23 protein-coding genes and 1 pseudogene are annotated in these 25,783 nt (G+C 72.7%); 11 read left to right on the forward strand and 13 right to left on the reverse strand.

The window, feature by feature from the left end:
• Nucleotides 1-11 precede the first annotated feature (11 nt).
• Nucleotides 12-2,411 carry a PQQ-binding-like beta-propeller repeat protein gene (locus tag ACF1G2_RS15665; protein ID WP_391798787.1) on the forward strand — a complete coding sequence of 800 codons (2,400 nt, stop codon included), beginning with the start codon at nucleotides 12-14 and terminating at the stop codon, nucleotides 2,409-2,411.
• 21 nt (nucleotides 2,412-2,432) lie between these two features.
• Nucleotides 2,433-4,745: a protein kinase gene (locus ACF1G2_RS15670; RefSeq protein ID WP_391798788.1), complete on the forward strand. Its 2,313-nt coding sequence runs from the start codon at nucleotides 2,433-2,435 to the stop codon at nucleotides 4,743-4,745.
• Nucleotides 4,746-4,769: 24 nt separating this feature from the next.
• Here ACF1G2_RS15670 and ACF1G2_RS15675 read toward each other — a convergent pair whose 3' ends face one another.
• The 3 genes from ACF1G2_RS15675 to ilvA form a co-directional block, all read right to left on the reverse strand.
• A complete protein-coding gene (locus ACF1G2_RS15675; protein ID WP_391798789.1) occupies nucleotides 4,770-5,615 on the reverse strand; it encodes an ABC transporter permease in 846 nt (281 codons plus the stop codon).
• Entirely contained in the window at nucleotides 5,612-6,643 is a 1,032-nt protein-coding gene (locus ACF1G2_RS15680; RefSeq protein WP_391798790.1) for an ATP-binding cassette domain-containing protein, read from the reverse strand. The genes ACF1G2_RS15675 and ACF1G2_RS15680 overlap by 4 nt, the downstream gene beginning before the upstream one ends.
• A 121-nt stretch (nucleotides 6,644-6,764) precedes the next feature.
• Nucleotides 6,765-7,994 (reverse strand): threonine ammonia-lyase, encoded by a 1,230-nt coding sequence (ilvA, locus tag ACF1G2_RS15685; protein ID WP_391798791.1) that lies wholly within the window; start codon nucleotides 7,992-7,994, stop codon nucleotides 6,765-6,767.
• A 147-nt stretch (nucleotides 7,995-8,141) separates the two neighbouring features.
• Between ilvA and ACF1G2_RS15690 the strand changes: the two genes are divergently transcribed.
• Genes ACF1G2_RS15690 through ACF1G2_RS15705 form a run of 4 tightly spaced genes read left to right on the forward strand, consistent with a single transcriptional unit; the run spans nucleotide 8,142 to nucleotide 9,637 of the window.
• Nucleotides 8,142-8,657 carry a MarR family transcriptional regulator gene (locus ACF1G2_RS15690; RefSeq protein ID WP_352190124.1) on the forward strand — a complete coding sequence of 172 codons (516 nt, stop codon included), beginning with the start codon at nucleotides 8,142-8,144 and terminating at the stop codon, nucleotides 8,655-8,657.
• 31 nt (nucleotides 8,658-8,688) lie between these two features.
• Nucleotides 8,689-9,153: a sigma factor-like helix-turn-helix DNA-binding protein gene (locus ACF1G2_RS15695; protein ID WP_391798792.1), complete on the forward strand. Its 465-nt coding sequence runs from the start codon at nucleotides 8,689-8,691 to the stop codon at nucleotides 9,151-9,153.
• Complete coding sequence (locus ACF1G2_RS15700; protein ID WP_391798793.1) at nucleotides 9,150-9,401, forward strand: hypothetical protein; 252 nt, start codon at nucleotides 9,150-9,152, stop codon at nucleotides 9,399-9,401. Before ACF1G2_RS15695 ends, ACF1G2_RS15700 begins: the two co-directional genes overlap by 4 nt.
• Nucleotides 9,402-9,445: 44 nt before the next feature.
• Nucleotides 9,446-9,637, forward strand: coding sequence for a DUF1059 domain-containing protein (locus ACF1G2_RS15705; RefSeq protein WP_391798794.1), 192 nt, complete (start codon nucleotides 9,446-9,448; stop codon nucleotides 9,635-9,637).
• 94 nt (nucleotides 9,638-9,731) lie between these two features.
• Here the strand turns inward: ACF1G2_RS15705 and ACF1G2_RS15710 are convergent, their stop codons facing one another.
• Nucleotides 9,732-10,886, reverse strand: a complete 1,155-nt coding sequence (locus ACF1G2_RS15710) for a cystathionine gamma-synthase (protein WP_391798795.1) — start codon at nucleotides 10,884-10,886, stop codon at nucleotides 9,732-9,734.
• Nucleotides 10,887-10,959: 73 nt separating this feature from the next.
• On the opposite strand from ACF1G2_RS15710, the gene ACF1G2_RS15715 reads away from it, so the two are divergent.
• The 3 genes from ACF1G2_RS15715 to ACF1G2_RS15725 all read left to right on the forward strand — a co-directional run bounded on the left by ACF1G2_RS15715 (nucleotide 10,960) and on the right by ACF1G2_RS15725 (nucleotide 14,747).
• Nucleotides 10,960-12,069 (forward strand): hypothetical protein, encoded by a 1,110-nt coding sequence (locus ACF1G2_RS15715; RefSeq protein ID WP_391798796.1) that lies wholly within the window; start codon nucleotides 10,960-10,962, stop codon nucleotides 12,067-12,069.
• Nucleotides 12,070-12,163: 94 nt separating this feature from the next.
• Complete coding sequence (gene msrA, locus ACF1G2_RS15720; protein WP_391798797.1) at nucleotides 12,164-12,826, forward strand: peptide-methionine (S)-S-oxide reductase MsrA; 663 nt, start codon at nucleotides 12,164-12,166, stop codon at nucleotides 12,824-12,826.
• Between the two features lie 247 nt (nucleotides 12,827-13,073).
• Nucleotides 13,074-14,747 (forward strand): ABC-F family ATP-binding cassette domain-containing protein, encoded by a 1,674-nt coding sequence (locus ACF1G2_RS15725; protein WP_391798798.1) that lies wholly within the window; start codon nucleotides 13,074-13,076, stop codon nucleotides 14,745-14,747.
• On the opposite strand, the pseudogene ACF1G2_RS15730 reads toward ACF1G2_RS15725, so the two are convergent.
• Together ACF1G2_RS15730 and ACF1G2_RS15735 are read right to left on the reverse strand one after the other, a co-directional pair.
• Nucleotides 14,748-15,086: pseudogene (locus ACF1G2_RS15730) on the reverse strand (DUF1330 domain-containing protein); the annotation flags it as partial. It abuts the gene before it with no gap.
• 97 nt (nucleotides 15,087-15,183) lie between these two features.
• On the reverse strand, nucleotides 15,184-16,236 hold the full coding sequence (locus tag ACF1G2_RS15735) for an NAD(P)-dependent alcohol dehydrogenase (RefSeq protein ID WP_391798799.1): 1,053 nt from the start codon (nucleotides 16,234-16,236) through the stop codon (nucleotides 15,184-15,186).
• Nucleotides 16,237-16,377: 141 nt separating this feature from the next.
• Between ACF1G2_RS15735 and ACF1G2_RS15740 the strand changes: the two genes are divergently transcribed.
• A complete protein-coding gene (locus ACF1G2_RS15740; RefSeq protein ID WP_391798800.1) occupies nucleotides 16,378-17,238 on the forward strand; it encodes a helix-turn-helix domain-containing protein in 861 nt (286 codons plus the stop codon).
• Between the two features lie 91 nt (nucleotides 17,239-17,329).
• Here ACF1G2_RS15740 and ACF1G2_RS15745 read toward each other — a convergent pair whose 3' ends face one another.
• Nucleotides 17,330-18,598, reverse strand: a complete 1,269-nt coding sequence (locus ACF1G2_RS15745) for an Ig-like domain-containing protein (protein ID WP_391798801.1) — start codon at nucleotides 18,596-18,598, stop codon at nucleotides 17,330-17,332.
• 305 nt (nucleotides 18,599-18,903) lie between these two features.
• A complete protein-coding gene (locus ACF1G2_RS15750) occupies nucleotides 18,904-19,260 on the reverse strand; it encodes a hypothetical protein (protein WP_391798802.1) in 357 nt (118 codons plus the stop codon).
• Between the two features lie 109 nt (nucleotides 19,261-19,369).
• Between ACF1G2_RS15750 and ACF1G2_RS15755 the strand changes: the two genes are divergently transcribed.
• Complete coding sequence (locus ACF1G2_RS15755) at nucleotides 19,370-19,630, forward strand: LAETG motif-containing sortase-dependent surface protein (RefSeq protein WP_391798803.1); 261 nt, start codon at nucleotides 19,370-19,372, stop codon at nucleotides 19,628-19,630.
• 73 nt (nucleotides 19,631-19,703) lie between these two features.
• Here the strand turns inward: ACF1G2_RS15755 and hutH are convergent, their stop codons facing one another.
• From hutH to ACF1G2_RS15780, 5 genes are all read right to left on the reverse strand, one after another.
• On the reverse strand, nucleotides 19,704-21,245 hold the full coding sequence (hutH, locus tag ACF1G2_RS15760; RefSeq protein ID WP_391799033.1) for a histidine ammonia-lyase: 1,542 nt from the start codon (nucleotides 21,243-21,245) through the stop codon (nucleotides 19,704-19,706).
• Nucleotides 21,246-21,342: 97 nt separating this feature from the next.
• The gene (locus ACF1G2_RS15765) at nucleotides 21,343-22,458 is read right to left on the reverse strand and encodes a diguanylate cyclase domain-containing protein (protein WP_391798804.1); all 1,116 of its coding nucleotides are present in this window, start codon (nucleotides 22,456-22,458) and stop codon (nucleotides 21,343-21,345) included.
• A 94-nt stretch (nucleotides 22,459-22,552) separates the two neighbouring features.
• Nucleotides 22,553-23,350 carry an enoyl-CoA hydratase/isomerase family protein gene (locus ACF1G2_RS15770; protein WP_391798805.1) on the reverse strand — a complete coding sequence of 266 codons (798 nt, stop codon included), beginning with the start codon at nucleotides 23,348-23,350 and terminating at the stop codon, nucleotides 22,553-22,555.
• Between the two features lie 47 nt (nucleotides 23,351-23,397).
• A complete protein-coding gene (locus ACF1G2_RS15775; RefSeq protein ID WP_352190142.1) occupies nucleotides 23,398-24,537 on the reverse strand; it encodes an adenylate/guanylate cyclase domain-containing protein in 1,140 nt (379 codons plus the stop codon).
• Nucleotides 24,538-24,910: 373 nt separating this feature from the next.
• Nucleotides 24,911-25,762 carry a biotin--[acetyl-CoA-carboxylase] ligase gene (locus tag ACF1G2_RS15780; protein ID WP_391798806.1) on the reverse strand — a complete coding sequence of 284 codons (852 nt, stop codon included), beginning with the start codon at nucleotides 25,760-25,762 and terminating at the stop codon, nucleotides 24,911-24,913.
• Nucleotides 25,763-25,783 lie beyond the last annotated feature (21 nt).

Genomic DNA, 25,783 nt, shown 5'->3' on the forward strand with positions numbered 1-25,783 from the left:
GTCACAGGGGGATGACACACGTGCTGGGACCACTGCGCGAGGACGCGCCGGGGCGGTTCGGACCGTACGAGATCCTGGCGCGGCTCGGCGCCGGAGGCATGGGCGAGGTGTTCCTGGGCCGGCTGCCCGGCGAGGGCACCTTCGTGGCGGTGAAGACCGTACGGCGGGACGTCGCGAACGAGCCCGCCTTCCGTGACCGCTTCCGGCGCGAGATCAAGGTCGCCGGACTCGTACGGAGCGCCTGGGCGGCCGCTCCGGAAGGCGGGGACGCCGATGCCCAGGTGCCCTGGCTGGCGACCGCGTACGTCCCCGGACCGAGCCTGTCGCAGGCCGTGCGGCGGGGCGGCGCGCTGCCGGTGGCGACCGTGCGGGAGCTGGGCGCCGGGATCGCCCGCGCTCTCGCCGACCTGCACACGGCCGGGGTGCTGCACCGGGACCTCAAGCCCGGCAACGTCATGCTCTCCGTCGACGGGCCGCGCCTGATCGACTTCGGCATCGCGCGGAGCACCGGCGCCACGACGATGACGGCGACCGGGATGATGGTCGGCACCCCCGCCTTCATGTCGCCCGAGCACGTCGCGGGGGCGCGCCATGTCACCGGCGCCTCGGACGTCTTCTGCCTGGGCTCGCTGCTCTGCTACGCGGCGACCGGCGAGGACCCCTTCGGGGACGGGCCCCTCGCGGCCGTCCTCTACCGCGTCTCCCAGGCCGAGGCGGACCTGGGCCGCGTCCCGGAGGAGCTGCGGGACACAATCGCCGCATGTCTGCGCCTCGACCCGGCCGAGCGGCCCACACCGGCCGGGCTCGTGGAGCTCCTGGGCGGCGAACGGCGGCCCGCGTGGCCCGAGAGCGTACGGGAGCACATCGGGGAGTACGGGCGGGAGCTCGCGCAGCTCGTGGCGTCGGGAGGCCCGCTCCGCGCGGTCCCGGCGGCGGCACCCGCCGCGGCCCCGGGTCTCGACCAGCTGCCGACGATGCCGCCGGTGGCGCCCACCGCTCCTCAGGAGCCCCCGCGCCGGAAGCGCCGGGCGCTGATCGCGGCCGTGGTGGCCGTCGCGGTGGTCGCCGGCGGGGTGGGCACGTATCTGCTCCGGCCGGAGGCCGAGCAGAAGCAGCCCCCGGCGAAGGCGGCCCCACCGGCGGCCACCGCCCCCGAGGTCGCCGGCGTCGACGACCGCGGGCTCCCCGACGCCTCCGGTGTCGTCCCGCAGAACACGGCCCAGCGACCGGCCGGCTGGAAGCCGTGGAAGGCGAAGCTGAGCGCGCCGGCCTTCGGCTGCTCGGCGGGCGAGTCCGTGGTGGTGTGCCGGACGACGGACGGGCGGTACGAGGCACTGGACACGGCGAGCGGGAAGGGACTGTGGACCGCCGACCTGATCGAGGACCCGCGCGACAACACCAGCTTCATCAGTCCCACCGGCGCCATGCTCATCGCCGGATCGTCCGCCCGGCCGGCGGTCCACGGTTCCTCCGTGGTGATCACCTCTCGTGACAAGCTCCAGGTCCGTGACGCACGGACCGGGAAGGTCCGCTGGGAGGCCGAGGCCTGGGGAGCACAGGACGCGGAGAGCCGGCCCGTGGTGGGCAACGGGATGGTCTTCGCGACGACGGCCTCCCCCCTGGAGGCGGGGGCCAGAGAGATGGTGGACCTCACCGCGTTCTCTCTCGCCGACGGCAAGCCGGTGTGGACCAAGTCCCTCACCAACTCGTCGCTGAGCCGCGCGCAGTTCCGCCCCTTCGACGCCGTGGCCTTCGCGCAGGGGCGGGTGTACGCGCTCAGCGACGCCGGGCTCGTCGCGTACGACGCCCAGGACGGGACACTGCTCGGTCAGGTCGCGGAGAAGGGCGCCGGCTGCGCGACCGTGCATGTCCTGGGCGCGTCGGCCTACTGCACCGACGTCGAGTCCAACCCGCAGGACAGGACCACGCGGACCGTCCTGCGGGTCATGGACGCCGCCACCCTCGCGCCCAAGGCGGACCTCCCGGCCTCGCTGGAGGGGCTGAACCCGCTGGCCATGGACTCCCGGACGGTCGTCGCCGGGGACGGCAAGGGCATCTCGATCCATGACGCGAAGACCGGAGAACGGCTGGCGCGGTACGCGACCAAGGCGACGCCCGCGGGGCTGAAGCAGGCCGTCTCCACCCCGCTGCTCGCCGGCTCGCAGGTCGTGTACGCCGACTTCTCCACGCTCTACACCGTGCGGCTCGGCACGGACGGCAAGCCCTCCGGCCTGGAGGCGCGAGCGGTGCCCGGGGCCCCCGGGGCACGCGTCCCGAAGGAGTACTCGAAGGCGTACGAGGGTGAGGTCTTCGCCTCGGAGGTCCGCCCGCCCGACCTGCTGCCGATCGGCGGCATCGCGTACCTCGTCTACGACCAGGGCGTCGTCGCCTCCGTCGAGCTTCCCAAGTGACGTACTGAAAGGACGTGTTCGGTGCTGGAAGCACTGCCCGCCGGGCAGCCCCCACGCCTCGTCGGCCCCTACCGGCTGCTCGCCCGGCTCGGCGCGGGCGGCATGGGCGAGGTCCATCTGGCGTGCCGGGCGGACGCGCCGACGGCCGATCCGTACCGGATGGTCGCGGTGAAGACCGTCCGGGAGGACCTGGAGGTCGACGGCGACTTCCGGACCCGCTTCCGGCGTGAGATCACGGCCGCGCGGGCCGTGAGCAGCCCGTACGCGGCGCTGCTCGTCGACGCCGACGCGGACGCGGCCGTGCCCTGGCTGGCGACCGAGTACGTGCCCGGACCCTCGCTCGCCGAGGCGGTCACCCGGGCGGGCGCGCTGCCGGTCGACGCCGTACGGGCGACGGGCGCGGCGCTCGCCCGGGCGCTGCAGTCCGTGCATACGGCGAAGGTGCTGCACCGGGACCTGAAGCCCGCGAACGTCCTGCTCGGCGCCGCCGGGCCCAAGCTCATCGACTTCGGCATCGCGCAGGCCTTCGAGGCGACGGCTCTCACGTCGACGGGGCTCGTGGTGGGCTCGCCGGGGTTCATGTCCCCGGAGCATCTGATCGGCAGCCGGGCGGTCGTGCCCGCGTCGGACGTGTTCTGTCTGGGCGCGGTCCTCGCCTTCGCGGCGAGCGGGCGTGGACCCTTCCACGACGAGGAGATGGCGTCGGTCGTCTTCCGGATCAGCCGGGCGGACGCCGAACTGGACCGTGTGCCGCCGGAGTTGCGGCCGGTGGTGGAGCGGTGCCTGCGGCTCGACCCGGCGGAGCGGCCGTCCGCCGCGGAGCTGGTGGCACTGCTCGGCGCGGAGGTCCCGGCGGCCTTCCCGTGGCCGGGCGGGGTGCTCTCGCTGCTGGCGGAGTACGGGGATTCCGCGCGGCGGATCGGCGAGGCGGCGGCTTCCGGGGCGGGCGTGGCCGACCTGCCGACGCTCGCCCCCCAGGTCCCGTACTCCCCCACGGCCGCGGGGATCCGTCCGGCCGTCACCGAGACGCGGGAACGGCGCAGGCCGTGGGGACGGATCGCGGCAAGCGCCGTGGCCGTGGCCGTCCTGGCGACCGTGGGTGTGGTGCTGCTCGACCGGACGGGCGGGCAGGGCGGCCAGGGAGAGCAGGGCGGTTCGGCGGGGGCGACGCCGAGCGGCGGTGTGCGGTCGAGCAGCGCGTCACCCGGCGCGAGCGCCGCGCCCGCCGCCCTCGACCATGTGATCCAGCCCTTCGGCGGCGAGGGTCACGCCGGCGACTTCGGCAAGGACGGTTCCGACCGCTCGGCCCGCCCGGCCGGCTGGTCGCCCTGGGCGACCAGCACGGACGCGGGCGTCGGCCCGTGCGCGCTCGGCCCGGAGATCCTGGTCTGCTCGGGCGACGGCGGTGCGGCCGTGGCGCTGCGGGCCGCCGACGGGAAGAAGCTGTGGTCCAAGCCGTCGACGGGCGATCAGCTGCAGGTCGGCGCGCAGTACCCAGCGGTCGTCGGGGACGTCGCCTGGATGACCGGGCGCGACGGACTCGTCGGGTACCGGCTGAGCGACGGCAGACAGGTCGGGCGGCTGGCCGGGCCGGGGGGCGTGTTCGGCGTCAAGGGAACCGACCTGCACGACGGCGTCCTGTACACGACCTACGTCGACACCACGGACTTCGAGAAGCCGTCCGGCCTGGTGACGGCGGTCCCGCTGTCGGGGGACGGCACTCCGAAGGAGCGCTGGCGGCAGCCGATCGCGGTCTTCCCCGAGTCCCCCGTGGTCTCCGGCGGGCAGGTCTACGTCCCCGGGAACGGCACCGTGCTGGCGCTGGACGCCCGCACGGGCAAGCAGACGGCCCGGGCCCAGGGCCTCGAAGGCTGCTACCGGATCATCGTCGGCGCGCGCCGCGTGCTGTGTCCGCAGGCGGGCCAGGACGGCGTCGAGGTCCTCGACGCCCGCACCCTGAAGCGGGAGCGGACGGTAGGGCGCGGGAGGCAGGTCACGGCCCTGGCGGTGAACTCCGCGGGGGTGGTGGCACTGAGCGACGGCGACACGCTCTCGACGTACGACCTGAAGTCGGGCGCGGAACGCTGGAGCCGGGCCACCGGCGGGCAGTGGGTGGCGTTTGCCGGCGACCGGGTGCTGACCGGGAGGAAGTCGACGGTCACTTCGGTTCCGCTGACCGACCCGCCGGCCGATCCCGACGAGAGGACTTTCAACGCGCCCGAAGGAACGGCCGCCGTGGAGGGCGAGGACGTGGCCACCGGCGCGGTCGCCGCCGGCGGGGCCGTCTTCATCGGCCTCGCCGGCGGCGTCGTCGTCTCGGGTTACGCCCCGTAGCCGGACACCACGGGGCGGTCGCCGCTAGGCGGTCGCCGAGCGGTACTTGCGGACCGACAGCGTCCTGAACACCACGATGATCAGCACCGACCAGATGATCGACGCCCACACCGGGTGCTGCATCGGCCAGGCGTCGGACGTCGAGACGCCCGGGTTGCCGAACAGGACGCGGCACGCCTGGACCGTCGCGCTGAAGGGGTTCCACTCGGCGATCGGCTGCAGCCAGGACGCCATCTGCGCGGAGTCCACGAACGCGATCGAGATGAACGTGACCGGGAAGAGCCAGATCAGCCCGCCGGACGTGGCGGCCTCCGGTGTGCGGACCGAGAGGCCGATCAGGGCTCCGATCCAGGAGAAGGCGTAGCCGAGGAGGAGCAGCAGGGCGAACGCGCCCAGCGCCTTCGGGACGCCCTCGTGGATGCGCCAGCCGACCAGGAGGGCGACGATCGCGAGGACGACCACGGTGAGGGCCGTCTGGACCAGGTCGGCGAGGGTGCGGCCGGTGAGGACCGCGCCACGGGCCATCGGCAGTGACCGGAAGCGGTCGATCAGGCCCTTGTGCATGTCGTCGGCGATGCCGGCGCCCGCGCCTGCGGTGGCGAAGGTGACCGTCTGGGCGAAGATGCCGGCCATCAGGAACTCCCGGTAGACAGCCGGGGAGTTGGTGCCTCCGATGGTCATGGAGCCGCCGAACACGTAGCTGAAGAGCACCACGAACATGATCGGCTGGATGAGCCCGAAGATGACCATCTCGGGGATCCGGGACATCCGGATCAGGTTGCGCCTGGCGACGACGAGCGAGTCGCCGATGGACTGGGCGATGCCGCCGCGCGCCTTCGGGGCCGCGACGGCCTCGTTCACTGCGGTCACTTCGCCGTCTCCTTCCGGTCGCGGCCGCGGCCCTTCGCGTCCTGCGCCGGGCCCCCGGATTCCTCTTCCGCCCGTTCGGCCGCGTGGCCGGTCAGCGAGATGAAGACGTCGTCGAGGGTGGGGCGGCGCAGACCGATGTCGTCGATCTCGACGCCCACGGTGTCCAGGTCGCGGATGACCTCGGCCAGCAGCTTGGCTCCGCCGGTGACCGGGACGGTGAGCTTGCGGGTGTGGTTCTCGACGGAGACCTCGCCGTGGCCGATGCCCGCCACGCCGTAGCGGGCGAGGACGTCGTGGGCCGGGGCGATCATCTCGGGTTCGTGGACGACGACCTCGACGCGCTCGCCGCCGGTCTGGGCCTTGAGCTGGTCCGAGGTGCCGCGGGCGATGACCTTGCCGTGGTCGATGACGCAGATGTCGTGGGCCAGGTGGTCGGCCTCCTCCAGGTACTGCGTGGTCAGGAGGAGGGTCGTGCCGCCCGCGACGAGCTCCTGGATGACCTCCCAGAGCGCCTGCCGGTTCCGGGGGTCGAGACCGGTCGTCGGCTCGTCCATGAACATCACGGGCGGGGATACGACGAGGGCCGCGGCCAGGTCGAGCCGGCGGCGCATGCCGCCGGAGTACGTCTTGGCGGTGCGGTCGGCCGCGTCGGCGAGGTTGAACCGCTCCAGCAGCTCGTCCGCCCGCGCCTTCGCCCGCTTGGCGTTCAACTGGTAGAGCTGCCCGACCATCTGGAGGTTCTCGCGGCCGGTCAGGTACTCGTCGACGGCGGCGAACTGGCCGGAGAGGCCGATCGAGCGCCGGACCTCGTTGGGGTGCTTCAGTACGTCGATGCCCGCGACGAGCGCCTTCCCGCTGTCCGGCTGGAGGAGCGTCGTCAGCACGCGCACGGCGGTCGTCTTCCCCGCGCCGTTGGGGCCGAGCAGGCCCAGGACCGTGCCCTCGGGTACGTCGAGGTCCACGCCGTCCAGAGCTCGTACGTCACCGAAGGTCTTCACCAGACCCTCGGCGTAGATCGCGCCTGGCATGTGGGTTCTCCCAGGGATTTGGGCGTTTCCGCCCAAGTTTAGGTTTGGACGGCGACCGCCGCCCACCGGATATGTGACCCGGACCACACGCTAACGCGATACATCGCGACCCACAAGGGGATTACGCCATCACCACGTATCCCGCGTCCCGCAGCGCCGCCTCGACCTCCCGGCAGTGCTCGGGGCCCTTCGTCTCCAGGTGCAGCTCCACCTCCGCCTCCGTCAGCCCCAGCCGCGGATCGGTGCGCACATGGCTCACGTCGAGGACGTTGGCGTCCACCACCGTCAGCACCGCGAGCAGCGTCGCCAGCGCGCCCGGCCGGTCCGTCACCCGCAGCCGCAGGCTCAGATAGCGCCCCCCGGCCGCCATGCCGTGCCTCAGGACCCGCTGCATCAGCACCGGATCGACGTTCCCGCCGGACAGGACCGCCACCACCGGCCCCTGGAACGCCTTCGGGTCGCTCAGCAGCGCCGCGACCGGGCTCGCGCCGGCGGGTTCGACGACCAGCTTCGCCCGCTCCAGACAGAGCAGCAGCGCCGAGGAGAGGGCGTCCTCGGAGACGGTACGGATCTCGTCGACGTACTCGCGCACGATCGCGAACGGCACGTCGCCCGGCCGCCCGACCTTGATCCCGTCCGCCATCGTCACCGGCGAGCCGATCGCCACCGGATGCCCCGCGGCCAGCGACGGCGGGTAGGCGGCCGCTCCCTCCGCCTGCACGCCGATCACCTTCACGTCGGGGCGTACGGACTTCACCGCGAGCCCGACACCGGCCACGAGCCCTCCCCCGCCGACGCCCACCAGGATCGTGCGGACCTCCGGGCACTGCTCCAGGATCTCCAGGCCGACCGTGCCCTGCCCCGCGATGATGTCCGGGTGGTCGAAGGGGTGGATGAAGACCGCGCCGGTCTCCGCCGCGTACTCCTCCGCCGCCGCCAGCGTCTCGTCCACGACCTGGCCGTGCAGCCGCACCTCGGCGCCGTACTCCCGGGTCGCCGCGACCTTCGGCAGCGGGGCGCCGACCGGCATGAAGACCGTGGAGTGCACGCCGAGGAGCGCGGAGGCGAGGGCGACGCCCTGCGCGTGGTTGCCCGCCGACGCGGCGACCACGCCGGCCGCCCGCTGCTCGGGACGGAGCCCCGCGATCCGTACGTACGCGCCGCGCAGCTTGAACGAACCCGTTCGTTGAAGGTTCTCGCACTTGAGGTGGACCGGGGCTCCCACCAGCGAGGACAGATGCCGGCTCCCCTCCATCGCGGTCATCCGGGCCACCCCCGACAACATCTTCTGCGCCCCGCGCACGTCGTCGAGGATCAGTGGATGCAAGGGGTCTGGCCGACGGAAGCTCATGACAGCAAGTCTCGCAGCTCAAGGGGCTGGTGGCCGCCCGGCGAGAGGTCGTCGCAGCCGGTTTGCGCAGCGCAGGTACGGACCCACGCGGGTCCGCGTACTCTGTCCCCCACCAACCGACCACCGCACGAGAGAGCCCCCACAGCCATGCCCACATCTCAGGACATGACGACTGAGCTTGACCCCGGTCTCCTCGATGCCCTCCAGCACCAGGTGGCCGTCTTCGCGCGCCGGGCCGAACAGACCCGCCTCGGCGGCACCGGCCAGCTCCGCAACTCGATGGACCGGGCGGCGTACCTGCTCCTGAACCGGCTCGACCAGGAAGGCCCGATGGGCGTCAAGGCGCTCGCGGCGGGCATGGGGATCGACTCCTCGACCGTCACCCGCCAGGTCGCTCCGCTCGTCGACACGGGCCTGGTCAAGCGCACCTCGCACCCCGAGGACGGGCGTGCGGTCGTGCTCCAGCTCTCCCCGCGCGGCCTGGCCCGCCTGGAGGAGGTCCGCGCCTCGCGCCGCGAGCTGATGGCTCAGGTGACGGAGGGCTGGACGCCGGCGGAGCGCGAGTCGTTCTGCACCCTGCTCACCCGGTTCAACTCCGCGCTCTCCGCGCGGCAGTCGGGCCTGCCGCCCGCCACCGACACGGAGTCCGGCGCGACCTCTTGACCCCGGCCGTCCGCTGTCCTCATATGAGGACGTGCGAGATCGAGAGGACGGCCGGTCGGGCGGGAACCGCTTCCGCGCCCGGCAGTTCGAGGCGTTCACGGCGGGGGCGGCGGGACGGCTGCTGCATGCCGCGACGCTGCTGACCGCGGAGACGCGGGACGCCAATCCGCGCGCCCAGGCGCTGTTGACCGCCTCCCTCGCCCACACCTACGCCCACTGGGACCGGCTGCGCGGCGAGGATCCTTACGACCGCACCCGCTCCGACCTCGCCGTCCGCTTCGCGCGCACCGCCTGGCGGCACCACCGCGGCCGGGGCGGGCTCCTCTCCACGCTCACCCCGCAGGAACGTCTCGTCGTGGTGCTGCGGCTGTACGAGGGGGTGGCCGAGGAGCAGACCGCGGCCCTGCTCGGACTGGCCGAGGAGCGCGTGCGGGCCATCTGCGCGCGGTCCGTCTCCGCGCTGCGGGACCGGCGCGGCGGGAGCCTCGCCTCGTGAGCAGGTACGAGGACAAGGAGGACGAGGTGCGGCGGATGCTGGAGTCCCCGCACCCGCAGGTCCCGGCCGAGCTGGTCGCGCGGGCCGTGACGCGCGGCGGCCGGCTGCGCCACCGCGACCGGGCCGTCCGCCGGGCCCTGTGGTCACTGCTCGTCGTGGCCGTGCTCGCGTTCGCCGTCTGGGCGACGGTGGCCGAGCCCTGGAGCGTGCCGCCCGCGGAGACGACTCCACCGCTCGAAGGCTGGTGACGGCGGACTTAGCCTGGAAGGAGCGGGCGAGTCGAGGAGGATTCATGACCAGGAAAGTCGCCGACTGCCGCAAGGAACCGAGCGTGATGAACTGCACCCTCACCATCACCGGCGAGGAGGACGAGGTCGTGAAGGCGGCCTCCGAACACGCGATCTCCGTGCACGGGCACGAGGACACCCCCGAGCTGCGCACCATGGTCCGGGAGTCCCTGGAGGACGAGAAGGTCCCGGCCTGACGGACGGGACACAAGGACGGGACTCGAGGACGGGAGACGGGAGAGCGTGCCGGGCGCCCCTGGCTCAGGGGCGCCCGGCAGCGTGTCGTACGTACTAGCCCAGCGCCTGGCGCAGGTCCGCCAGCAGGTCGTCCACGTTCTCGATGCCCACGGAGAGGCGGACCAGGTCGGCCGGGACCTCCAGGGCCGAGCCCGCGACGCTGGCGTGGGTCATCCGGCCCGGGTGCTCGATGAGCGACTCGACGCCGCCGAGGGACTCACCGAGGGTGAAGAGCTTCGCGCGGTTGCAGACCTCGACCGCCGCCTCCTCGCCGCCCTCCACCCGGAAGGAGATCATCCCGCCGAAGGCCTTCATCTGCTTGGCGGCGATCTCGTGGCCCGGGTGCTCCGGCAGGCCCGGATAGAGGACCTGGGTGACCTTCGGGTGCTGCGTCAGCATCTCCACGATCTTGCCCGCGTTCTCGCTGTGCCGGTCCATGCGGACGGCGAGCGTCTTGATGCCGCGCAGCACGATCCACGAGTCGAACGGACCGGCCACCGCGCCCATCGCGTTCTGGTGGTACGCCAGCTCCTCGCCGAGCGCCTCGTCGGCCGTCACCAGGGCGCCGCCCACGACGTCCGAGTGGCCGCCCATGTACTTCGTCAGCGAGTGCACGACGACGTCCGCGCCGAGCGACAGCGGCTGCTGGAGGTAGGGCGAGGCGAAGGTGTTGTCGACGACGAGCTTCGCGCCCGCCGACCGGGCCACGGCCGCGACCGCCGCGATGTCGGTGATGCCGAGCAGCGGGTTCGACGGGGTCTCGACCCAGATCACCTTCGTACGGTCGTTGACCGCGCCGCGCACCGCGTCGACGTCGGAGGTGTCGGCCACGGAGAAGTCCACGCCCCAGCGCTGGACGACCTTGGCGAAGAGCCGGAAGGTGCCGCCGTAGGCGTCGTTCGGGATCACCACGTGGGCGCCGGGGGCCAGCAGCGTCCGCAGCAGGCAGTCCTCGGCGGCGAGGCCGGAGGCGAAGGCCAGTCCGCGGCGGCCGCCTTCGAGGGCCGCGAGGTTCTCCTCGAGCGCGGTGCGCGTGGGGTTGGCGCTCCGGCTGTACTCGTAACCCCCGCGCAGCCCGCCCACGCCGTCCTGCTTGTACGTGGAGACCTGGTAGATCGGCGGGACGACCGCGCCGGTCAGCGGGTCGGCGGTGTTGCCCGCGTGGATCGCGCGGGTCTCGAAGCTCTGGTGGATGTGCTCATCGCTCATGGGTCAGGAGCGTAGTCGCGAGGGGCGGGGACCGCCGCCCGATGTCTCAGGGAGTGTCCTGGACAATGGACACATGGAGATTCTCTGGTTCCTGATGGCGATGGCTCTGCTGATCGCGGTCGTGACCCCGTACGTGAGGCGCCGCCGGTCCGGCGTCGGCATCCGTCAGGTCGCGCCCGGCTCACCGGACGCCGCCGACCCCGAGGCCTACGGCTTCCTGCGCCAGGAGGAGCAGGACGTACGGATGCCGGGGCCGGACCGGGATCTGCTCGACGTGCTCGACGTGGTCCAGGCGACCCAGGACTGGCGGGCGGCCTCGCAGCTCCTCGCCGGCACGGAGAAGGCGGGCGAGGTCCGCTGGCAGCGCGTCCAGGCGTTCGCGGGCGCGGCCTCGCTGGAGCTCCAGCAGAAGCCCGGGGTCGGCGGCGCGTGGCTGCGGGCCTGGCGGGCCGACTCGCCGAAGGACCCGGGCGGGGCCGCCGTGCACGCCGAGTTCCTGGTGCAGCAGGCGTGGCGCTCCTCCTCGGCGGGCAGCGACGACTTCCGGATCATCCTCGAAGAGGCGAAGAAGGTGAGCGAGGAGGCGGCCCTGCTCGCCCCTGGGGACCCCGTCCCGTACATCGTGCAGCTCGCGGTGGCGCGGGGACTCGGCTACAGCCACGAGGAGTTCGACCAGGTCTGGGCGAAGATCATCGACCGCGCGCCGCAGCACATGGGCGCGCACCTGGCCGCGCTGCACTACTGGTGCGAGAAGTGGCACGGCTCGCGCGAGGACGCCGACCGGTTCGCCACCGCGGCCGCGGCACGCGCCCCGCGGGGCTCGCTGCTCGCCGCGCTGCCGCTGTTCGCGGTCTACGAGCACCTGCCGGAGATCGTGCTCGTCCAGGACTTCTTCCGTACCGAGGTGGTGCGCAAGGCGATGGAGGGCGCGCTGTACGCCGTCCACTCGGCGCGCGCCGACGACCCGATGCTGGCGCACGTCCGGCACCTGCTGGTCCTCTTCCTGGTCCGCGGGGAGCGCTGGCAGGAGGCCATGCACCAGCTGGTCCACGTGGACGGCCACGTGGGCGCCCTGCCGTGGACGCTGACCGGAGACCCGGCGGCGGAGTACACGGTGTACCGGAACCTGGCCGTCGCGGGCTACGAGGCCAACGGCGGAAGCCCGGCGACCCTGCCGCACTGACGCACGGGGAGACACGCGCTCCGCCGGACCCCGGGGGGAATCCCTCCCGGGGTCCGGACGTTGTGCGTAACGCCCACCGTCGAGGAGATGCCGCATGTTCCTGTCACGCACCCCTGTCCTCCCCACGCCCGAGCAGGCGCTCAAGGGCCGGTCCGAGTCCGAGTTCGCGGTTCCCGAGCGCCACACCGTGCTGGGCACACCGCTGCTCGGCCCGTACCCCGAGGGCCTTGAGGTGGCCGACTTCGCCCTGGGCTGCTTCTGGGGCGCCGAGCGCAAGTTCTGGCAGACCGAGGGCGTCTTCACGACGCTGGTCGGCTACCAGGGCGGCATCACGCCGCACCCCGTCTACGAGGAGGTCTGCTCGGGCCTCACGGGCCACACCGAGGTCGTCCGGGTCGTCTTCGACCCGTCGAAGGTCTCGTACGAGCAACTGCTCAAGCTCTTCTGGGAGTCCCACGACCCGACCCAGGGCTTCCGCCAGGGCAACGACGTCGGCACCCAGTACCGCTCCGCCGTCTACACCCACTCCGACGCCCAGGCCGCCACCGCCGACGCCTCCCGCGCGGCGTACCAGAAGGTCCTGACCGGCTCCGGGTACGGCACGATCACCACGGAGGTGCTCCCGGCCGAGGGCCGCACCTTCTACCCGGCCGAGGGCTACCACCAGCAGTACCTGGACAAGAACCCGGCCGGCTACTGCGGCATCGGCGGTACGGGAGTCTCCTGCCCGATCGGCGTCGCGAAGGCCGACGGCTGAGACCGTCCTGAGGGGCCCCGGCCCGACGCAGGGCCCCGCGCACGCGGACCGCCCGCCCGGAAAATCCACGCGACCCGGGCGGGCGCCGTCGTTACACTCGGTCGCATGGGTTCGTTCCACTTCTTTCTCTGATTCCGGCCGCGGACACGGTCCGACCCGCTGATCCGGCGCCCTTGGGGCGCGGCGGCGGTGGTCCCGGTGTCCTCTCCCCGGCCCGAACGCACCCCAGCCATCAGGGAAAGATCCCATGCGCGACCGCGCCCAGTTGACCTTGAAAGACGTCTCCGTCTCCTACGGGGACCGCTCCGTCCTCGAACAGCTCACGCTCACCGTCCGCCCCGGCGAGAAGGCCGCCGTCATCGGTGAGAACGGCTCCGGCAAGTCCACCCTTCTCCGGCTGCTCTCCGGTGCGGAGGCCCCCGACGACGGCGAGGTGACCGTGGTCTTCCCCGGCGGCGTCGCGCGGCTCGCGCAGACGCTCGCCGAGACCTTCGGCCTCGGCCCCGAGCACACCGTGCGCGACGTCGCCGACGCGGCGCTCGCCGAACTCCTCGCCATGGAACGGGAGATGCGGGCGGCCGAGGAGCGGCTCGGCTCCGCGACCCCCGAGGAGCTCGTCGCGTACGGCGAGCTGGCCGCCCGGTACGAGGAGCGGGGCGGGTACGAGGCCGACGCCCGGGTCGACGCCGCGCTGCACGGGCTCGGCCTCGGCCACGTCCCGTACGAACGCCGCGTCGGCACGCTCTCCGGCGGGGAGCAGTCACGGCTCGCCCTCGCCTGTGTCCTCGCGTCGGGCGCCGAGCTGCTGCTCCTCGACGAACCGACGAACCACCTCGACCGGGCCGCCGCCGGCTGGCTGGCGGAACGGCTGCGCACCCACCGCGGCACGGTCGTGGCGGTCACCCACGACCGGGGCTTCCTGGAGGGGATGGCGACCACGATCCTGGAGGTCGACCGCGACACCCGGGCGGTGACCCGGTACGGCGACGGCTGGCACGGCTACCGCGCGGCGAAGGCCGCCGCCCGCCGGCGCTGGGCCCGGCAGCACGAGGAGTGGCGCGAGGAGCTGGCCCGCACGGAGGAGCTGGTGGCCGCGGCCGGGCAGCGGCTCGCGGGGGCGGGGAAGGACCCCCGGCAGGGGTTCGGCAAGCACCGCCGCTCGCACGAGAACAAGCTGTCCGGGCAGGTCAGGGCGGCCCGTGTACGGCTCGAACAGCTACGGAGGGCGCCGGTGCCGGCCCCGCCCGAGCCGCTGCGGTTCACGGCCCGGCTGACGACCGCCGGCCCTCGCACCACGGCACCCGCGGACGGCGTGCCGTGGTCGGACGGTGGTCCCGGGCGGCACGCCGGCGTGCTCGCCGAGCTCGACGACGTCGTGGTCGGCGAGCGGCTGCGGATCGGCGCACTGCGGATCGCACCCGGCGACCGGCTGCTCGTCTCCGGGCCCAACGGGGCCGGGAAGACGACCCTGTTGCGGGTTCTCGCCGGGGATCTCCGGCCCGACAGCGGCACGGTCGTCCGGTCGGGCCCGGTCGGCTACCTGGCCCAGGAGCTGCCCGCCGTACCGTCCGCGAAACCGCTGCTCACGGCGTACGCGGCGGGCCGCCCCGGCCCGCCCGAGGAGCACGCGGAGGAGCTGCTCGCCCTCGGTCTCTTCCGGGAGGAGGACCTGGCCGTTCCGGTGGCCCGGCTCTCCGTGGGGCAGCAGCGCCGGCTGGAGCTGGCACGGCTCGTGACCCGGCCGGCCGACCTGCTGGTCCTGGACGAGCCGACCAACCATGTGGCGCTCTCGCTGGTGGAGGAGCTGGAGGCGGCACTCGCCGCCTTCGAGGGCGCGGTGGTCGCGGTCTCCCACGACGCGCGCTTCCGCGCGGGGTTCGGCGGGACGCCGCTCGAGCTCCGCCCAGGCCGTACCGGCTGACGCGGCGCGCATCGCGGCGGCGGTCGACGCCGGGTCGTAGCCGGGCGGTACGCCGTCGATCAGCAGGATGTCGCCCGGGATGTGGCGGGTGCGCAGCGGGAGGATCTCCTGGTAGGCGGCGGAGTCGTACCAGTCGCGGGCGGCCTCCATCGACGGGAAGGCGATCATGACGAGGGCGCCGGGCCACTCCCCCTCCCTCACCTCCCGTTCGGGAGCGCCGTGCACGAGGAAGCGGCCGCCGTAGGGGTCGAGCGTGGACTGGATGCGCTCGATGTAGACGAGGACCTCCTCGTGCGGTGCGGTCTGCGGGCGGAGGTTCGCGAGGGCATATGCGGTCATGACGCAAGGGTGCCGGGACATGCCGTGCGGGGTCGATTACCCCGGAGGTCATGCCCCGGCACCTTCGCGAGCCCCGGGCCCGAGGGCCCTCAGGTCCTCAGATCGTCGACGTGTCGATCACGAAGCGGTACCGCACGTCGCTCGCGAGCACCCGCTCGTACGCCTCGTTGATCCGGTCGGCGCTGATCAGCTCGATCTCCGCGCCCAGGCCGTGCTCCGCGCAGAAGTCGAGCATCTCCTGCGTCTCCGCGATACCGCCGATCGCCGAGCCGGCGAGCGTCTTGCGGCCGAGCATCAGCGGGAACAGGTTGAGCGAGATCGGCTCCTCGGGAGCGCCGACGTTCACCAGCGCGCCGTCCGTCCGCAGCAGCCCGAGATAGGCGGCGAAGTCGAGCGGGGCCGAGACGGTGGAGATGATCAGGTCGAAGGAGCCGGCGAGCTCGGTGAAGGTCCGCGGGTCGCTGGTGGCGTGGTAGTGGTCGGCACCCAGCTTGCGGCCGTCCTCCTGCTTCTTCAGCGACTGGCTGAGCACGGTCACCTCGGCGCCGAGAGCGTGGGCGATCTTGACGCCCATGTGGCCGAGGCCGCCGAGACCGACGATCGCGACCTTCTTGCCCGGGCCGGCCTTCCAGTGGACGAGCGGCGAGTAGAGGGTGATGCCGGCGCAGAGGAGCGGGGCGGCCTCGTCGAGGGCGATGCCCTCCGGGATGCGCAGCGTGTAGTTCTCGTCGACGACGATGTGGGTGGAGTAGCCGCCGTAGGTCGGCTCGCCGTCCTTGCCGAGGGCGTTGTACGTGCCCGTCGAGCCGCCCGTGCAGTACTGCTCCAGGCCCTGGCGGCAGTTCGCGCACTCCCGGCAGGAGTCGACGAAGCAGCCGACGCCGACGCGGTCGCCGACCTGGTGCCGGGTGACGCCGGGGCCGACCTCGGTGACGACGCCGGCGATCTCGTGGCCGGGCACCATCGGGAAGATGCCCTCGCCCCAGCCGTCGCGGGCCTGGTGGATGTCGGAGTGGCAGATGCCGGCGTACTTGATCTCGATCAGGACGTCGTGCTCGCCGACCGGGCGGCGCGGCACGGTGGTGCGCTCCAGCGGGGCGTTGGCGGCGGGGGCGGCGTAGGCGGGGACGAGGGAGACGTTCGTGGTCATGGCGACCAGCCTGCCGGAGCGGCCGCCGTCCACCCAGACCTCTGCTCTGCCTACGTCCAGCGTGCCTACCACTGGCAGGGTCAGGAACACCTGTCCGTCCGGTCGTAGGGCCTGGGATAATCGGGACGCATGGATGGCCGCATGGACCTCAGTGCCGAACTCAGTGAATTCCTGCGCTCGCGCCGGGCCCGGCTGAAGCCGGAGGACGTGGGCCTGCCGGAGTTCGGGCGCCATCGTCGCGTACCGGGGCTGCGCCGGGAGGAGCTCGCGCAGCTGGCGGGCGTCTCCGTCGCGTACTACACCCGCCTCGAACAGGGCAACGGGCGCAACGTGTCCATGGAGGTGCTGGACTCGATCGCGCGGGCGCTGCGGCTGAACGACTCCGAGCGGGCGCATCTGACGCACCTGGCCAAGCCGACGGCGAAGAAGAAGCAGCACCGGGCGGCGATCGTCCGGCCCCAGCACGTGCGGCCCGGTCTGCAGCATCTCCTGGACTCGATGGAGTCCGTCCCCGCCCTCCTCGTCGGCCGCCGCCTCGACGTCCTCGCCTGGAACCGGATGGCGCGGGCGCTGCTCGGCGACTTCGTCGCGATGGAGCCGGAGGAGCGCAACATGGCCCGGCTGGTCTTCCTCGGGCCCAACGCGCGTGATCTGTACCTGGACTGGGAGTGCAAGGCGACCGAGGTGGTGAGCGTGCTGCGGCTGTACGCGGGCTGCTACCCGGACGACCCCGCGCTGCTCGCGCTGGTCGGCGAACTGTCGGTGAAGAGCGAGGAGTTCCGCTCGCTGTGGGCGGCGCACACCGTCGCGGACAAGGGGCACGGCAGCAAGAAGCTGCGGCACCCGCTGGTGGGCGAGATGACGTTGCAGTACGAGTCGCTGAAGGTCTCCGGGACGGACCCGGACCTGGTGCTCGTGACGTACCAGGCGGAGCCGGGGACGGCCTCGGCGGACGCCCTGCGGCTGCTGGCGCAGTGGGGCGTGGAGGAGGTCGTCCGGTAGGCCGGCCTCTGCCGTACGCCATGACCGGATGACAGCGGCGGCCCCCTCCGTCCTCAAAGGGGGCCGCCGCTGTCGTCGGTACGGGACGGGATCAGACCGCCGAGCCGGCCTTCCACGCCGACCAGCTCATGTTCCAGCCGTTGAGGCCGTTGTCGGGAGCGATCGTCTTGTCCTTGGAGTTCTTCACGACCACGACGTCACCCACGATCGAGTGGTCGTAGAGCCAGGCGGCCTGCTGCTTCGGGTCGCCCGCGCCCTTGACGTCGTTCAGGCCCACGCAGCCGTGGCTGGTGTTGGCCGAGCCGAAGATCGAGTCCGGGCCCCAGTAGTTGCCGTGGATGAACGTGCCCGAGGTGGACAGGCGCATCGCGTGCGGGACGTCCTTGATGTCGTACTCGCCCTTGCCGTCGTCGTCCGTGAAGCCGACGGTGGCGCCGTTCATCCGGGTCTCCTTGAACTTCTCGGAGATCACCATCTGACCGTTGTAGGTCGGGTTCTCCGGAGAGCCGGCGGAGACGGGGATCGTCTTGACCGTCTTGCCGTCCTGCGTGACCGTCATGGTCTTGGTGGCGACGTCGACGGTGGAGACCTGGTTGCGGCCGATCTTGAAGGTGACGGTCTTCTGCTGGACGCCGTAGACGCCCTGGGCGCCCTCGACGCCGTCGAGGTCCAGCTTCAGCGTGACGGTCGAGCCCTCGGTCCAGTAGCTCTCGGGGCGGAAGTCCAGGCGCTGGGAGTTGAACCAGTGCCCGACGACCTCCTGGCCGCTGCTGGACGACACCTTGATGCCGCCCTGGACGGCGGCCTTGTCGGTGATGGCCTTGTTGAAGTTGATCGAGACCGGCATGCCGACGCCGACGGTGGAGCCGTCCTCGGGCGTGAAGCTGCCGATGAAGCTGTTGGCCTGGGAGACGGTGGTGAAGGAGGAGTTCTCGTGCGCCTCCAGACCGTCCGCGTCCTTGGCGGTCGCGGCGATCTTGTACAGGGTGGCGCGCTTGAGCTGCTCGGCCGGCTGCCAGCTCGTCTTGTCGGCCGACATCTCGCCCTTGACGGCCTCGCCGTCCTGGGTGGTCATCGTGACCTCGGTCAGCGTGCCCTCGGTGACGGTGACCTTGGCGTCCTTGTTGATCGAGGCGTTGTCGGCGCCGTTCTTGGGCGCGATGGATATCTGCGCCTTCGACGTCTTCTGCGCCGCGGCCTCGTCGACCTGAGCCTGTGACTGCGCCGACGCGGAGCTGTCGGCCGCGCCGCCCTTGTCCCCGTCGCTGCACGCCGAGAGCACCAATACGCCACCGAGCACCGCGGCAGCCGCCGCCAGGCCCTTGCGGCGCTTGCTGTCCGTCATCACACGCTTCTCCATCGTCGCCGAATCCCTGCCCACACTTGCCTGAACATCCATGACACCCCGCCCGGTTCCGGAAGCGGGGGCTTTGTGGGGAACACCACTGATCAACACGCGCAAACGGTCCTTCCGGTTCCGCACACTGCTCCCGCACACGAGACCCGCGCACGAGACCTGCGCACGGAGCCCCTCGGAGAGCCCCACTCGGATCCTCGCGAGGACGCGTACCCGGGATGCGTGCGCGGACTCCCCATGGGAAAGCCCCGGGGTGTGCGACGTCTCACAACGTCGCCCCGGGGCTCCTGGCAGGGCGTGCCGCGCTGCTAGGCCGTTTCTTCGTCGTCTTCCTCGTCCCCGTCTTCCTCGTCCCCGTCTTCCTCGTCGAGGTCCCACTCCTGGGCGTCGGGGTCGTAGTCGATCTCCTCACTGGTCCAGGAGGCCTGGACCAGGTCGACGCCGGGGACGTCCCTGACGAGGTCGAAGGGCTCGATCAGGTACGCCAGCGCCTCGGCGCTGTCCTCGTGGACCGCGGAGCGGGCGTGCACACGCTCCTCCTCGGGCATGAACTCGTCGGTCTCGATCCGCCCGACGGCCGCGCCCGTCAGCTTCTCGGCCTCGGCGATCTCCAGGACGACTTCCACTCGAAGCCGTACATAGCGCGATGTCTCGGAAGTGCTCATACGTCGGAGAGTAGGCCGCCCGAGCTCCCGACTTTCCTGCGACCCGCTGTGTTCATTAGCATCGGCGCACCGACCAATTCGCGGTTTCCGCAAGGAGGATCGAATCTCTGTGTCCGTCGCTCGACGTCCGCTGCTGACCGCCACGGCGGCCGGGGCGCTGCTCTTCGCCCTGTGGTTCGTCCCGTCCGCGAACGCGACCGACGAGGGTCGCGTCACCTCCTCCGAGCAGGAGCGCGCGGCGAGCGGGGCACGGCTCGCCGAGACGGGCGGCCCGGACACGACGCCGTACGTGATCGGCGGGACGGGATTCCTCGCTGTGGGCGCCGGGTTCGTGGCGCTGGCGATGAGACGCGGCGGCCGGGCGTACTGAGACGCGCGGAGAACGGCACAGGCGGCCGCCCCCTGCCGGGGTGGCCGCCTGCGTCATGTCCGGGTGCGGTCCGTCACGCCAGCGGGCCGGTGACCGGTTCCACGGCGGCGACGAGCTTCCCCTCGCGTACGAAGGCGTCGGCCGCCGCCAGGTCGGGGGCGAGGAAGCGGTCCGGGCCCGGGCCCTCGACACCCGCGGCGCGCAGGGCCTCGATGGCGGCCTGCGAGGCGGGGGCGGGGGTGAGGCCGCGGCGCAGCTCGATGCCGCGGGTGGCGGCGTAGAGCTCGACCGCGATGATCCGGTTGAGGTTGCCGATCGCCGTGCGCAGCTTGCGGGCGGCGGACCAGCCCATGGAGACGTGGTCCTCCTGCATGGCGGAGGACGGGATGGAGTCGGCCGAGGCCGGGACGGCCAGCCGCTTCATCTCGCTGACCAGGGCGGCCTGGGTGTACTGGGCGATCATCAGGCCGGAGTCGACGCCGGCGTCGTCGGCGAGGAACGGCGGCAGGCCGTGGGACCGGTTCTTGTCGAGGAGCCGGTCGGTGCGGCGCTCGGCGATGGAGCCGAGGTCGGCGGCGGCGATGGCGAGGAAGTCGAGGACGTACGCGACGGGGGCGCCGTGGAAGTTGCCGTTGGAGCGCACCTGGCCGTCCGCGAGGATCACGGGGTTGTCGACGGCGGAGGCGAGCTCGCGCTCGGCCACCGTACGGGCGTGGACCATGGTGTCGCGGCCGGCGCCGGCCACCTGGGGGGCGCAGCGCACGGAGTACGCGTCCTGGACGCGCGGGGCCTCCTCCTCCTGGAAGTGGCCGGTGAGCCCGGAGCCCTTGAGCACGGCGAGCATGTTGGCGGCGGACGCGCCCTGGCCCGGGTGGGGGCGGATCGCGTGCAGCTCGGGCTCGAGGACCTTCTCGGTGCCGAGGAGGGCTTCGAGGGAGAGGGCCGCGGTGATGTCCGCGGACTTGTAGAGGGTGTCGAGGTCGGCGAGGGCCATGATCAGCATGCCGAGCATGCCGTCGGTGCCGTTGAGGAGGGCGAGGCCCTCCTTCTCGCGCAGCTCGACGGGCTCGATCCCGGCGGCGGCCAGCAGCTCGCCCGCGGGCTTCACGGTGCCGTCGGGGCCCTCGGCGTCACCCTCGCCCATGAGGGCCAGGGCGCAGTGCGAGAGCGGCGCGAGGTCGCCGGAGCAGCCGAGGGAGCCGTACTCGTGGACGACCGGCGTGATGCCCGCGTTGAGGACGTCGGCCATGGTCCGGGCGACCTCGGGGCGGACGCCGGTGTGGCCGGAGGCGACGGTCTTGAGCCGGAGGAACATGAGCGCCCGCACGACCTCCCGCTCGACGCGCGGACCCATGCCGGCGGCGTGCGAGCGGACGATGTTGCGCTGGAGCTGCGCCCGCAGCTCGGGGCTGATGTGCCGGGTGGCGAGGGCCCCGAACCCGGTCGAGACGCCGTACACGGGCTCGGGCTTGGCGGCGAGCGCGTCCACGACGGCACGGGAGTCGGCAAGCGCCTGCACGGCCTCGGGGGACAGCTCGATGCGGGCGCCGTGGCGGGCGACGTCGATGACGTCCTGGAAGGTGGTTCCGGACGTGCCAAGGACGACTGAGTGCATATCCATATTCAGCACCCTACGGACTGAAGACCTCCATGTCACTAGTCGACCGCCGGACGAGTCCTTACCGGGGTCCGTACGGGGTCCGTACGGGGTCCTAGACCGGCGGCGCGTCGCGGAAACGCCTGCGGTCGCGCGCCCCGGGCGGGGCGTCGGCGAGGCGGATGACCGTGCCGTCGCGGCCCGCCACCACCGGCTTCACCGAGCGGGCCGCCTTGGCCTGGTACTGGGCGGCGTCGGCCAGGCGGAAGAGGCGGCGGGCGGACTTGACCGGACCGATGGGGTCGCCCGTGGAGGCCACTCCGCAGGCGACGCCCTCGCCCAGCTCCAGTTCGCCCGCGCGGACGCAGAGTTCGTCGGCGACGGCCACCACCTCGTCGGACGTCGGGCCGACCGAGAGCAGACAGAACTCGTCGCCGCCGAGGCGCGCCGAGAGGGCGCCGGGGAGCATCGCCCCGCACCGGGAGAGCACCGAGCCGAACCGCTCCAGGAGCCGGTCGCCGACCGCGTGCCCATGGGTGTCGTTGACCCGCTTGAGACCGTTCAGGTCGCAGACCACCAGGCTCACCACGGAGCCGTCCGTCCGGTAGCGCTCGATCGCCTCGTCGAGCCGGGTGTCGACCGCCCGACGGTTGGCGAGGCCGGTCAGCGGGTCGGTGAAGGCCAGCTTGCGGACCTCCTCCAGGCGCTCGGACTGGGCGATGCCCGCCGCGACCACCGCCGCGAGCACCGCGGCGAAGTCCGCGTCGTCGCGGCCGAAGACCGGCACCCCGGCCGGTCGGGCCACGTACAGCTCGCCCCAGGCCCTTCCGTGCAGCACGACCGGCGCGACCACGCAGCAGCCGCGCCCGCGCCGGCGCAGTCCGGTGACACGGCCGGTCGGGAGGCGGTCGCCCGCGGTCTCCACCCAGGCGTCCGGCTCGCCGCCGCCCGCCCACCGCGCGTGCAGGAACTCGGTGATCTCGGGGAACTGGTGCACGGGATACGTCTCGGCGTCGGGGAACTCCTCCTCCCCCACCGCCCGCTCTCCGGCGTTCACCAGCACCTTGAGCCGGCCGTGGTCACGTTCCCAGACCGACAGGGCGGCGAAGCTCCCGCCGAGCGCGTCGCGGGCACCCAGCGCCGCTGCCCGCCAGAACTCGCGCGGGGTGTGCGCCGCCGCCATCGCCTGCGCCAGCGCCACTACGGCCCGCAGCCGCACATCCTCTCCCATTCCTCCAGCTTAGGGACGTTTCATCCCTTTTTACGTGTGGAGCATCACGGAAAGTGACAGTCCGGGAGGAATCCGGGAGGAATCCGCGAGATTCTCAGACGCCCGGCCACTCCGGCTTCCGCTTCTCGTTGAACGCGGCCACACCCTCGGCCCGGTCCCCCGAGAAGGCCACCGCCCGCCACGCCGCGTCCTCGACCTCCATGCCGGCCTTCAGGTCCAGACCCTGACCGAGCCGCAGCGCCCGCTTGGAGGCGCGCAGACCGACCGGGGAGTTCGCCGCCATCCGGCCGCCGAGCTCCAGGGCCGCCGTACGGGCGTCCTCCGCCAGCACGTCGACGAGGCCCAGCTCGCGCGCCTCCGCCGCCTCCACCCGCCGCGCCGTGAAGATCAGCTCGGCCGCCCGCGCCGCGCCCACCCGGCGCGGGAGCAGCTGCGTACCGCCGCCGCCCGGGATCACGCCCACCGACACCTCCGGGAGCCCGACGACGGCCGTCGCGTCGGCGACGATCACGTCACAGGCGAGCGCCAGCTCGTAGCCGCCGCCCAGCGCGAAGCCGTGGACCGCTGCCACGGTCGGCATCGGCAGGTCGAGCACGCCCCCGTAGGCGCCGCGCGAGACGGGACGCTGACGGACCATGTCGGCGTCCGTGAAGGAGTTCCGCTCCTTGAGGTCGGCGCCGACGCAGAAGGCCTTGTCGTTGGAGGACGTCAGCACCGCCACGCGTACCGTGTCGTCCGCGCCGAGCGCCGCGCAGGCCGCGCTGATGGAGCGCGCCATCTCCAGGGAGACCGCGTTCATCGCCTTGGGCCGGTCGAGGACCAGCTCGGCGACGTGCTCGTGCCTCCGGACCGCGACGAACTCACCAAAACGCTGCTCGGACTGCTCGGACATGACCGCACCCTCCCGGTTAACGCCTGTTAACGACTGTTCACCGGATCCTAGGTGGGGCGACGGGTCAGGTGCCAGGGCTCCACGACGCCGAGACCGCGCACGGGCCGCTGCCACATGGGCTGGAGCGCGAAGCGGTACGTCGGAGGCTGCTCGCCCTCCTTCTCGGCGCGGGCGGTCTCCTCGGCGGCCTGCGTCTCGGAGACGGGCGCGTCGCCGGTCCTGGTCAGCTCCTCGGCGAGCGCCCCGTCGACCAGGACGGTGTCCTTGGGCGCTATCGAGGTGAGCCGGCTGGCGAGGTTCACGGTCGTACCGAAGACGTCGCCCATCCGGGTCGTCACCGTGCCGAAGGCGATGCCGACGCGGAGGGCGGGCATCGTCTCGTCGTGGCTGAGCGTCTCGATCAGCCGCAGCGCGATCTCGGCGGCGGTTCCGGCGTCGTCGGCGGCGTAGAGCACCTCGTCACCGAGGGTCTTGATGAGGCGGCCGCCGTGGGCGGCGACGAGGTCGGCGCAGGTGGTCTCGAAGGCCTCGACGAGCTCGCCGAGCTCCTCCTCCTCCAGGCGGCGGGTCAGCCGGGTGAACCCGACGAGGTCGGCGAAGCCGACGGCGAGCCGGCGGTCGACCATCTCCTCGTCGTCCGCGGCCTGTACGACGCGGCCGGTGGCGGCGGCGAGCTGGCGGCGCCAGACGTAGATCAGGAACTCCTCCAGCTCGGGCAGGAGCAGCTCGACCAGGGGGTACGTGACCTCGGTCCGGGTCATTCCGGGCTCGGGCGGCTCGGTGAGGCCCTCCAGGAACGAGTCGATCTGCCACTCGGCGAGCCGGGCGGTGGTCTGTCCGGTGGACCGGGCGACCTGGACGGCCATCGGCTCGCTGAGCAGCCCGGCCTCGACGAGACCGGCGAGGCGGCGCAGGGCGAGGACGTCGGCCTCGGTGAGCGCCTTGGCCTGACCGATGTCGGCGAAGCCCATGGCGCGCCAGAAGCGGGAGGCCAGCTCCATGGAGACGCCGGCGGTGCGGGCCGCCTGGAAGGGGGTGTAGCGGCGGTCCGCGCCGAGGATGAGCTGTTCGAGGCGGATCGCCAGGGGATCGTCGGTCGGCTCGGCCGTGTGGTCGACATGGTGGTGCGGGGTCGGGTACGCCGGTGGCTCGGCCTCGCCGCCGTTGTGCGCGTCGTCGACGGTCACCGGCCGCCTCCTGCCCGTTCCCTGCCCACTGCCCTGCCGATCTGTCGCCATGGATCGCGCTCCACGATACGACAGGTGTGTGCCAGCTCACGCCCTCGGCGTACATCCGGTGCACGCGTTCGGCCCACGGAGGCGTCACCCACCCTCGACCCCCGTTGCGGGCGTTCGTCCCGCCGGGACGGGGGTCCTCCCGGACGGAGTCCGGGGGAGGGTGGGCACAACCCAGGGCCCCGGCGCCGTCGCCGGGCAGCTCGTGCACACTCCACGGCCCCGGCGCCGTCGGCGGGCCGTCGTGCACGGGCCCCCTCGCCGCGCCCCGGCCCCGCGGGCGCGGGGCCGGGGCCGCAGGGCCTCGGGGTGACGCACCCGGACGTCAGGGAGCGGCCCGGACGTGGACGATGTCGCCCGCCGCGACCGCCTCCGTGCCGCCGCCCTCCGTCTCGACCACCAGGCGCCCGTCGCCGTCCAGGGCCACCGCCTCGCCCTCCAGCATCCGCTCGCCCGGGAGGTCGGCCCTGATGTGGCGGCCCAGGGTCGAGCAGCCCGTCGTGTACGCCGCCTGGAGCCCGGACGCCTCGGGGTCGCCGTCCGCCCGCACCCACTCCCCGTACCGCTGCTCCAGCGACCGCAGGACCGCCCGCAGCAGCGTGTCCCGGTCCGTCGAGATCGCGTTCGCGAGGAGCAGGGAACCCGCGCCGGGCACCGGCAGCTCGTCCTCCTTGAGCGTCACGTTGACGCCGATGCCGACGACGATGCCGTCCGCGCCGGCCCGCTCGGCGAGGATCCCGCCGGTCTTCCGCTCCTCGCCCCCGACCGAAACCAGCAGGTCGTTCGGCCACTTGAGGGAAAGGTCCACGCCGGCGGCCTTCGCGAGCCCGGTCGACGCGGCGACGCCGGCGAGCAGCGGGAGCCAGCCCCAGCGGTGCACCGGCACGTCCGGCTTGAACAGGACGGAGAAGAAGAGCCCGGCCCGCGGCGGTGACACCCAGTCCCGGTCGAGGCGGCCGCGCCCCGAGGTCTGCTCCTCGGCGACGAGCACCGCGCCCTCGGGCAGCTCGTCCGCGCGCGCGGCCAGGTCGGTGTTGGTGGAGCCGGTCGTGGTGACGAGGTCGAGCGAGGTCCACAGACCGTCGGAGTGGACGAGCGCGCGGCGCAGCGCGGCGGCGTTGAGCGGGGGCCGGTCCAGGTCGGACCACCGGGCTCCTGAGGCATCGGAGGACGTCATGCAAGCCAGACTAGGTGTGGC

Origin of the sequence: Streptomyces sp. NPDC013457, assembly GCF_043089925.1 — a bacterium.
Taxonomy (GTDB): Bacteria; Actinomycetota; Actinomycetes; order Streptomycetales; family Streptomycetaceae; genus Streptomyces.

Excerpts from the sequence above, each read along its gene's own strand:
- ACF1G2_RS15665 (WP_391798787.1), top strand. The coding sequence starts at position 12 with ATGACACACGTGCTGGGACCACTGCGCGAGGACGCGCCGGGGCGGTTC.
- ACF1G2_RS15680 (WP_391798790.1), bottom strand. The coding sequence starts at position 6,643 with ATGCCAGGCGCGATCTACGCCGAGGGTCTGGTGAAGACCTTCGGTGAC.
- ilvA (WP_391798791.1), bottom strand. The coding sequence starts at position 7,994 with ATGAGCTTCCGTCGGCCAGACCCCTTGCATCCACTGATCCTCGACGAC.
- ACF1G2_RS15690 (WP_352190124.1), top strand. The coding sequence starts at position 8,142 with ATGCCCACATCTCAGGACATGACGACTGAGCTTGACCCCGGTCTCCTC.
- ACF1G2_RS15705 (WP_391798794.1), top strand. The coding sequence starts at position 9,446 with ATGACCAGGAAAGTCGCCGACTGCCGCAAGGAACCGAGCGTGATGAAC.
- ACF1G2_RS15710 (WP_391798795.1), bottom strand. The coding sequence starts at position 10,886 with ATGAGCGATGAGCACATCCACCAGAGCTTCGAGACCCGCGCGATCCAC.
- ACF1G2_RS15715 (WP_391798796.1), top strand. The coding sequence starts at position 10,960 with ATGGAGATTCTCTGGTTCCTGATGGCGATGGCTCTGCTGATCGCGGTC.
- msrA (WP_391798797.1), top strand. The coding sequence starts at position 12,164 with ATGTTCCTGTCACGCACCCCTGTCCTCCCCACGCCCGAGCAGGCGCTC.
- ACF1G2_RS15725 (WP_391798798.1), top strand. The coding sequence starts at position 13,074 with ATGCGCGACCGCGCCCAGTTGACCTTGAAAGACGTCTCCGTCTCCTAC.
- ACF1G2_RS15735 (WP_391798799.1), bottom strand. The coding sequence starts at position 16,236 with ATGACCACGAACGTCTCCCTCGTCCCCGCCTACGCCGCCCCCGCCGCC.
- ACF1G2_RS15740 (WP_391798800.1), top strand. The coding sequence starts at position 16,378 with ATGGACCTCAGTGCCGAACTCAGTGAATTCCTGCGCTCGCGCCGGGCC.
- ACF1G2_RS15745 (WP_391798801.1), bottom strand. The coding sequence starts at position 18,598 with ATGGAGAAGCGTGTGATGACGGACAGCAAGCGCCGCAAGGGCCTGGCG.
- ACF1G2_RS15750 (WP_391798802.1), bottom strand. The coding sequence starts at position 19,260 with ATGAGCACTTCCGAGACATCGCGCTATGTACGGCTTCGAGTGGAAGTC.
- hutH (WP_391799033.1), bottom strand. The coding sequence starts at position 21,245 with ATGCACTCAGTCGTCCTTGGCACGTCCGGAACCACCTTCCAGGACGTC.
- ACF1G2_RS15765 (WP_391798804.1), bottom strand. The coding sequence starts at position 22,458 with ATGGGAGAGGATGTGCGGCTGCGGGCCGTAGTGGCGCTGGCGCAGGCG.
- ACF1G2_RS15770 (WP_391798805.1), bottom strand. The coding sequence starts at position 23,350 with ATGTCCGAGCAGTCCGAGCAGCGTTTTGGTGAGTTCGTCGCGGTCCGG.
- ACF1G2_RS15780 (WP_391798806.1), bottom strand. The coding sequence starts at position 25,762 with ATGACGTCCTCCGATGCCTCAGGAGCCCGGTGGTCCGACCTGGACCGG.